The 8,004-nt window shown below is 69.3% G+C and carries 8 protein-coding genes and 1 pseudogene; 6 read left to right on the forward strand and 3 right to left on the reverse strand.

All coding sequences use genetic code 11. The features are described from left to right. Positions 1-47: 47 nt before the first annotated feature. The 3 genes and pseudogenes from maiA to AD428_RS19165 form a co-directional block, all read right to left on the reverse strand. Positions 48-692, reverse strand: a complete 645-nt coding sequence (maiA, locus tag AD428_RS19155) for a maleylacetoacetate isomerase (protein WP_053246243.1) — start codon at positions 690-692, stop codon at positions 48-50. 50 nt (positions 693-742) lie between these two features. Continuing rightward, positions 743-1,723, reverse strand: coding sequence for a 4-hydroxy-3-methylbut-2-enyl diphosphate reductase (gene ispH / locus AD428_RS19160; protein WP_053246244.1), 981 nt, complete (start codon positions 1,721-1,723; stop codon positions 743-745). After that, positions 1,723-2,198: pseudogene (locus tag AD428_RS19165) on the reverse strand (FKBP-type peptidyl-prolyl cis-trans isomerase). Before AD428_RS19165 ends, ispH begins: the two are co-directional and overlap by 1 nt. A gap of 48 nt (positions 2,199-2,246) precedes the next feature. On the opposite strand from AD428_RS19165, the gene radC reads away from it, so the two are divergent. From radC to AD428_RS19195, 6 genes are all read left to right on the forward strand, one after another. Continuing rightward, entirely contained in the window at positions 2,247-2,924 is a 678-nt protein-coding gene (gene radC, locus AD428_RS19170; protein WP_053246245.1) for a RadC family protein, read from the forward strand. A gap of 110 nt (positions 2,925-3,034) precedes the next feature. Further along, complete coding sequence (gene kynB / locus AD428_RS19175) at positions 3,035-3,664, forward strand: arylformamidase (RefSeq protein WP_053246246.1); 630 nt, start codon at positions 3,035-3,037, stop codon at positions 3,662-3,664. A 121-nt stretch (positions 3,665-3,785) separates the two neighbouring features. Beyond that, a complete protein-coding gene (kynA, locus tag AD428_RS19180) occupies positions 3,786-4,634 on the forward strand; it encodes a tryptophan 2,3-dioxygenase (RefSeq protein WP_053246247.1) in 849 nt (282 codons plus the stop codon). A gap of 234 nt (positions 4,635-4,868) precedes the next feature. Further along, positions 4,869-5,135: a type B 50S ribosomal protein L31 gene (locus AD428_RS19185; RefSeq protein ID WP_006388310.1), complete on the forward strand. Its 267-nt coding sequence runs from the start codon at positions 4,869-4,871 to the stop codon at positions 5,133-5,135. A 183-nt stretch (positions 5,136-5,318) separates the two neighbouring features. Beyond that, positions 5,319-7,049, forward strand: coding sequence for an ArnT family glycosyltransferase (locus AD428_RS19190; protein ID WP_053246248.1), 1,731 nt, complete (start codon positions 5,319-5,321; stop codon positions 7,047-7,049). Then, positions 7,046-8,004, forward strand: a 959-nt coding sequence (locus AD428_RS19195; protein WP_053246249.1) for an MATE family efflux transporter, incomplete at its 3' end; no start/stop codon positions are given. The genes AD428_RS19190 and AD428_RS19195, both read left to right, overlap by 4 nt.

The raw sequence follows: 8,004 nt of genomic DNA on the forward strand, positions 1-8,004 counted from the left end.
GCGGGCGAGCGCGCCGGCCGCCGCAAGGCAATGGCGAGGCGCCCGCCCTATTCCGCGTCGGGCTGCCGGGACGGCTCGGCCGCGGCGAAAGCCGGCAGTTCGCGGCAGGCCGCGTCGATGCGCACGACGTTCGGCATGGCTGAAAGATCGCAGTCGAAGCGCCGCGCGTTGGCCACCTGCGGCACGAGGCAGAGATCGGCCATGGTGGGCGTGTCGCCATGGCAATAGCGGCCCGTGGCCGGCGAACCCGCCAGCTGCGCCTCCATCGCGGCCAGCCCCTGGTGCACCCAGTGCCTGTACCAGGCCGTCTTGGCCTCTTCGTCCACGCCCAGCGTGTGCTTGAGGTACTTGAGCACGCGCAGGTTGTTCAGCGGGTGCGTGTCGCAGGCGATGCCCAGCGCAAGGTCGCGCACGCGGGCCCGGCCGACCGGGTCGGACGGCAGCAGGGCCGGCTCGGGATGCGTTTCTTCGAGGTATTCGATGATCGCCAGCGATTGCCCGATGACGGCCTCGCCGTCGACCAGCGTGGGCACCAGCGCGGTCGGGTTCAGTTTGCGATAGCTCGCCGAGGTCTGCTGGCCGCCGTCCTTGAGCAGGTGCACGGGCAGGTACTCATAGGACAGTCCCTTGAGATTGAGGGCGATCCGCACGCGATAGGCGGCCGAACTACGGAAGTAGCTATACAACTGCATGAAGTGTCTCCTGTGGTGGTCGGCGCGCCGCCGGACGGGCGGCGCCGCGTCTATTCGGGCGATTCGGTCTGCGCGAGCTTGCGCGACAGTTCCTTGGGCAGCGGGAACGCCACGTTTTCTTCGAGGCCCGGCATGGTGCGCACCGATACCGCGCCCAGCTCCTTCAGGCGCGCGATCACCTGCTGCACCAGCACTTCCGGCGCGGAGGCGCCCGCCGTCACGCCGATGCGCCGGCGGCCTTCCAGCCAGGCGGGCTGGATGGAGTCCGCGCCGTCGACCAGGTGCGAGGCCACGCCCTTGCGCTCGGCCACTTCGCGCAGGCGGTTGGAATTCGAACTGTTGGTGCTGCCCACCACCAGCACCAGGTCGCAATCCGGCGCGAGGATCTTGACCGCGTCCTGGCGGTTCTGGGTGGCGTAGCAGATATCGCTTTTCTTGGGTTCGACGATGTTCGGAAAGCGCGCCTTGAGCGCGCGCGACACGGCCGCCGCATCGTCCACGGACAGCGTGGTCTGGGTCACGTAGGCGAGGTTGTCGGGGTCGGCAACCTCCAGCCCGGCGACGTCTTCCACGGTTTCCACGAGGTACATGCCGCCCCGGGCCTGGCCCAGCGTGCCCTCGACCTCGGGGTGGCCCTTGTGGCCGATCATGACGATCTCGCGGCCGGCGGCGCGCATGCGCGCGACTTCGATGTGCACCTTGGTGACCAGCGGGCAGGTGGCGTCGAACACCCGCAGGCCGCGGGCCTCGGCCTCGGCCCGCACCGCCTTGGACACGCCGTGCGCGGAAAACACCACGATGGAGCCGGCGGGCGCGTCGTCGAGCTCGTCGATGAACACGGCGCCCTTGGCGCGCAGGTCTTCCACCACATAGCGGTTGTGGACGATTTCGTGGCGCACGTAAATGGGCGCGCCATGCAGCTCCAGCGCGCGCTCGACGATGTCGATGGCGCGGTCCACGCCGGCACAGAAGCCGCGCGGCTGCGCCAGCACGACTTCGGCGTCGGGGGCAGTGACAGGCCGGACGGTCATCAGAGCACTCCGAGCAGCGCCACGTCCAGGCGCAGGCTGACCCCGGCCAGGGGATGGTTGAAGTCGAACAGCGCGGATTCGTCGTCGATTTCCTTCAGCACGCCCGAATAGCGCCCGCCGTTGGGCGCGGCGAATTCGACCAGATCGCCGGGCTCGAAGGTGGCGTCGGCGCCCGCGTGCTCGGCCAGCATGGCGCGCGTGACGCGCTGGATGAGGTCGGGATTGCGGTCGCCGTAGGCCTGGGCGGGCTCCAGCGTGACGCTGAAGCGCTCGCCTTCGGCGTGCCCCAGCAGCGCCGCCTCCAGGCCGGGAGCCCACTGGCCGCTGCCCATCTGCAGCGTGGCCGCCGGCCGTCGAACGTGTCCGTGAACACCGAATCCTTGCCGGGCCCGGAGGCCAGGGTGATGCGGTAATGCAGGGTCAGGTAGGAGTCCGGACGGACCGGAACATTCACTTCTTTGGATTCGGCGCTCACGATCTGCCACCGTAGGGATTTGGATAAACCCCGATTTTAGAGCCTCTTATGAAATTGTCCGCCCAGCTCTCCCGGCACGAGCGTCCCCGGGAACGGCTCCTGCGCCACGGCGCCTCCAGCCTGCGCGACGCCGAGCTGCTCGCCATCGCCCTGCGCACCGGCGTGCCGGGGCGCAATGTGCTGGAACTCGGCAACCTGCTGCTCGAGCGTTTCCAGGGCCTGCGGGGCCTGCTGGGCGCCACGCCCGAAGAATTGCAGACGGTTCCGGGGCTGGGGCAGGCCAAGGCCTGCTCGCTGGCGGCGGTCATGGAGCTGGCGCGCCGCGCCGCTGAAGAGGAACTGGCCCGCGAGGCGGCCCTGAACCACCCCGCCAGGGTGAAACAATATTGCAAGGTGGCGCTGGGCCACCGCCGCGTCGAGCACTGCATCGCCCTCTACCTGGACGGCCAGCTGCGCCTTATCGCCAGCGGCGAGCTGGCGCGCGGCACGCTGGCCCAGGCCTCGGTGTATCCACGCGAGGTGGTGCGCGAGGCGCTGCGCCACCACGCGGCGGCGCTTATCGTGGCCCACAACCATCCCTCCGGCCTGCCCCACCCCAGCGCGGCCGACCTGGCTTTCACCCAGCATCTCAAGCAGGCGCTGGCGCTGGTCGACGTCCGGCTCATGGACCACCTCATCGTGGCGGGCGGCGAGGTGGTTTCGCTGGCCGAAAGCGGCCGGCTCTGAGCCGCGGGCGCAGCTCGCCATCCACCGGCCCCGGGGTCGCCCCGATCCGTTAGACTAGCGGCCCCAGATGGTTTAGGCTTCACATAAATCACTCCGCGCCGCCTGCCTGCATGAAACGCCTGTGGGACATCTCCCCGCCCGTATCGACGGCCTCGCCCGTCTTTCCCGGCGACACGCCGTACCGCCAGCAATGGAAGTGGACGCTCGCGCCCGGCTGTCCGGTGAACGTCAGCGAAATCACCATGTCGCCGCACGTGGGCGCGCACGCCGACGCGCCGCTGCATTACCAGCAAGGCGGCGCCGCGGTCGGCGCGCTGGCGCTGGAGCCCTTTCTCGGCCCCTGCCGCGTCATCCACGCGCTGGATTGCGGCCCGCTGATCCTGCCCGGGCACCTGGCGCACGCCGCCGAGGGGCTGCCGCCCCGCGTGCTGGTGCGCACCGCCAAGCATGCCGCCCAGGACTGGTGGACCGACGATTTCTCCGCCTACGCGCCGCAGACCATCGAATGGCTGGCCGGGCGCGGCGTCATGCTGATCGGCCTCGATACCGCCAGCATCGACCCCGCCTCGAGCAAGACCCTGGACAGCCACCATGCCATCCTGCGCCACGATATCCGCGTGCTGGAGAACCTGGTGCTCGATGAGGTGCCGGAGGGCGATTACGAATTGATCGCGCTGCCGCTGGCCCTGGTCCAGGCCGATGCCAGCCCGGTGCGCGCCGTCCTGCGCGAGCTGGGCTGATCCGCCGGCGCCGTGCCGGCCCGCCCGAACAGAGCACGACCATGACGAAACACCCCTACGCGCCCGCGGCCCGGCGCTCCCACGGCCGCCCCGCCACCCCGTCCACGCCGGGAGGCCGCGCATGACCTCGACCCACCGCCCCGAAGACATCGTCCACGCCGAAAAGGCCCAGCTCGACTATGCGCAGGACATGACCTACGGCGACTACCTGCACCTGGACGAGCTGCTCGGCGCACAGCACCCGCTGTCGCCCGAACACAACGAAATGCTGTTCATCATCCAGCACCAGACCAGCGAGCTGTGGATGAAGCTCATGCTGCACGAGCTGCGCGCCGCCATCGCCAACGTGGCGTCCGGCCAGTTGCCGCCCGCCTTCAAGATGCTGGCGCGGGTAAGCAAGATCATGGAACAGCTCGTTCACGCCTGGGACGTGCTGGCCACCATGACGCCGCCGGAATACTCGGCCTTGCGCCCGTATCTGGCGCGCTCCAGCGGATTCCAGAGCTACCAGTACCGCCAGATCGAATTCCTGCTGGGCAACAAGAACGCAGCCATGCTGCAGCCCCACGCGCACCGCCCCGACCTGCTGGCGCAGGTGCGCCGGGCCTTCGAAGCGCCCTCGCTATACGACGAATCGCTGCGGCTGCTGGCCCGCAGCGGCCTGCCGCTGCCGGCGTCCGCGGTGGAGCGCGACTGGACCCAGCCCTACCAGGCCAGCGACGAAGTCGAGCAGGCCTGGCTGGAGGTCTATCGCCACCCCGACCGCTACTGGGACCTGTATCAGCTCGGCGAAAAGCTCACCGACCTGGAAGACGCGTTTCGCTTGTGGCGTTTTCGCCACGTCACCACGGTCGAACGCGTCATCGGCTTCAAGCGCGGAACGGGCGGCACATCGGGCGTGGCATACCTGCGCAAGATGCTGGAAGTCGTGCTGTTTCCCGAGATCTGGAAGCTGCGCACCGACCTCTGATGCAGCGGCCCGGCGCCGCATGGCCGCATATGCCTGGCGGGCCGGCCCGGGGCATGCTAGAATGCGAAGTTACTTTTTGGATACGTGGCTAGGGTTTTGGCCCCCGGCGGGTTCCGACGATGGTTCCCGCAGGCATTTTCTGCCGATCTCCGGCGGAGAGCGCCGCAGCCGGAGGCGCTGTAGCTGGCGACCCCCAACACTGGAAGCGGCTCTTGCGAGCCCAAGGAAAGCACCATGAAAGAAGGCATTCACCCCGAATACCGCGAAGTCGTCTTCGCCGACCTGCAGACGGGCAGCAAGTTCATCACCCGCTCGACCGTGCAAACGCGCGAAACCATCGAGCTGGACGGCAAGACGTACCCGCTCTTCAAGTGCGACGTGACCTCCGAATCGCACCCGTTCTACACGGGCGCCCAGACCCGCATCGTCGAAACCGGCCGCGTGGAAAAGTTCCGCGCCCGCTTCGCCCGCACGGCTGGCACGGTCAAGTCCGCCTCCTGATCCGACGCTCCCTCGGAGCCTCGGCAAAAAGGCAGCCTTCGGGCTGCTTTTTTTTCCCCGCGCGGCCGTAGCCGGGCCGCGCCGCCCGCCCGGCGCGCACCGCAGGCCGCGTCCGTCCGCGACCGCAGAAACCGCGTTCAAAAAAGGCTGGCACTTCCCGCGTCCTCGGTTACATTAACGCCCGTGTCCCCACTTTCGCTTACCACGCCGGCCCGGCTCACGTCCGTGGCCACCGCCAAACTGCCCCGGCTGATCCTGCTGGGCCTCTCGCTGGCCTACATCGTCGCCGGCCTGTTCATGCGCGACCCGTGGAAGACGGACGACGCCGTGGGGCTGGCCACGATGATCACCACCATCCGCGAGGGCGGCATCACGTGGCTGCTGCCGCAGGTGGGGCATCTGGCGCACGCCGAGGAAGGGCCGCTCATCACCTGGGTGGGCGCGATCTGCATCTGGCTGTTCGGCCCCTACATCGGCGACATCACGGCCGGACGCCTGCCCAACCTGCTGTGGTTCGCCATTACCACCATGAGCGTGTGGTACGGCACTTATCTGCTGGGCCGCCGGGCCGAGGCCCAGCCGCTGGCCCTGCCCTTTGGCGGCGAGCCGGAGCCCCGCGACTACGGGCGCATGCTGGCCGATGCGGCGCTGCTGCTCCTGCTGGCCACCGTGGGCATCCTGCAGCGCACCCACGAAACCACCGTGATCCCGGCCATCATGGCCTGCCAGGCCCTCGCCTTCTACTCGCTCGCCCGCAGCCTGGACCGCCCCTTCAGCGGCCTGACCTCGCTGGGCGTGGCGCTGGCCGCCGCCTTCCTGACCCGCGGCTGGGTGGGCGCGCTGCCCATCATGGCGGCGTCGGCGCTGGCGTTCTACCCGCGCAGCGCGCTCTGGAAGTGCAGGCGCTGGCTGCCACTGGCGGCGGCGATCGCCGCGCTCCTGATCCTGGCCTGGTGGATTCCCGCCACCCAGGCCAGCGAATACTGGGTCCGCAACTGGAAGATCTGGAACCTCTCTTCCTTCTCCGTTCCTTCCCTGGGCGACGCGGGCCGCACCCTGCGCGACCTGCCCTGGTACCTGTGGCCCACCTGGCCGCTGGCCATGCTGGCCATCTGGCGCTGGCGCGGCTGGCTGTTCGCGCCGCACATCTGGCTGCCGCTGGCGCAGGCGGCCTGCGCCGGGTTGATCCTGTTCGCGATGGAAGAGGCGTCCGATTCCGAGTACGCGCTGCTCGCGGTGCCGTGCGCCGTGCTGGCCGCGTTTTCGCTGCCTACGCTGCGTCGCGGCGTGGTCAACACGCTGGACTGGTTCGCGGTCATGTGCTTTTCGCTGACGGCGGCCACCGCGTGGCTGGGCTGGATCGCCCTGCACTTCCGCTGGCCCGCCCAGATCGCCCGCAACATCGGGCGCCAGACCACGGGCTACGAGCCGGTGATTTCCTGGTTCGCCTTCGCGCTGGCGCTGCTCTTCACCATCGGCTGGGTGGCGGTGGTCGTCTGGCGGCTCAAGGTGAAGCCGCAGGCGCTGTGGCGCGGCACGGTGCTGTCGGCCTGCGGCCTGACCGTCACCTGGATCCTGCTGGTGCTGCTGTGGCAGCCCGCCGTGGACTACGCCCGCTCGTACCGCACGGTTTCCGGGCAGCTGGCCGAAGCGCTGGCGCAGTACCGGCAGCCCGGGGAATGCGTGCGCGGCCTGAGCCTGGGCAGCGGCCAGCGCGCGTCGTTCCTCATCTTCAACAACCTGACCTTCACTTTCGACTCGAAGTGCACGCTGGTGCTGCAACAGACCTCCAACCAGAGCCTGCGCGACAATACCGCCGCCTATAGCGACGGCGCCGAGGTCCTGTGGCAGGGCGGCCGCCGCGCGGACCGCCACGAAGTGTTCCGGCTGCTGCGCATCCCCTCCCCCCGATGACCGCAACATCCGCAGCGCCGGCAGGCTTCGGCGCAACCCTGGGCGGCATCGTCCGCCAGGCCTGGCCCGTCCTCATCAGCCAGTGGGCGGGAATATCCTTCGGCGTGCTGGACACCGCCATGACCGGCCACGCCAGCCCCGGCGACCTGGCCGCCATGGCGCTCTCCGCCTCGATCTACATCACGGTGTTCGTGGGCCTGATGGGAGTGGTGCATGCCCTCATCCCCATCCTGGCGCAGCACTTCGGCGCCGGCCGCTACGACGACGTGGGCCATGCCTGGGGCCAGGGCGTGTGGCTGTCGCTCGGACTGTCGGCGGTGGGCGCGGTTTTCATGCTGTTTCCCGATGTCTGGCTCTCGTTGTCGGGCGATGTCGATCCGGGCGTGCGCGAGCGCATCGGCTCCTATCTGCGCGCGCTGACCCTGGCCCTGCCCGCCGCCCTCGCCTTCCGCACCATCTACGCGCTCGGCACCGCCGTCTCGCGCCCCAAGCTGGTCATGTCGATCAACCTGGCGGCCATCGGCATCAAGGCGTTCTTCAACTGGCTGTTCATCTACGGCGAGCTGGGCCTGCCCGCCATGGGCGCGACGGGCGCCGGGCTCTCCACCGCCTTGGTTTCGTGGATCAGCCTGGCGCTGGGGATCTGGGTGGTGACGCACGACCGCTACTACCGGCGCTTCCACCTGCGCGTGGACCGGCCGGACGCCCAGGCCCTGAAAGAGCTGCTGCGCCTGGGCGTGCCCATGGGTGCCTCCTACCTGGTGGAAGTGTCGGCCTTCACGTTCATGGCGCTGCTGGTGGCGCGCGAGGGCACGTTCGTCACGGGCGGCCATCAGATCATGTCCAACCTGGCGGCGCTGTGCTACATGATGCCCATGGCGCTGGGCGTGGCCACGGCCTCGCTGACCGCGCAGGCCATCGGCGCGGGCGACCTGCCGCGCGCCCACCGGACCGG

Source organism: Achromobacter sp. DMS1, from assembly GCF_001270295.1.

Bases quoted from the DNA above. Each gene is read 5' to 3' on its own strand.
- maiA (WP_053246243.1), bottom strand. From the start codon at position 692: ATGCAGTTGTATAGCTACTTCCGTAGTTCGGCCGCCTATCGCGTGCGG.
- ispH (WP_053246244.1), bottom strand. From the start codon at position 1,723: ATGACCGTCCGGCCTGTCACTGCCCCCGACGCCGAAGTCGTGCTGGCG.
- radC (WP_053246245.1), top strand. From the start codon at position 2,247: ATGAAATTGTCCGCCCAGCTCTCCCGGCACGAGCGTCCCCGGGAACGG.
- kynB (WP_053246246.1), top strand. From the start codon at position 3,035: ATGAAACGCCTGTGGGACATCTCCCCGCCCGTATCGACGGCCTCGCCC.
- kynA (WP_053246247.1), top strand. From the start codon at position 3,786: ATGACCTCGACCCACCGCCCCGAAGACATCGTCCACGCCGAAAAGGCC.
- AD428_RS19185 (WP_006388310.1), top strand. From the start codon at position 4,869: ATGAAAGAAGGCATTCACCCCGAATACCGCGAAGTCGTCTTCGCCGAC.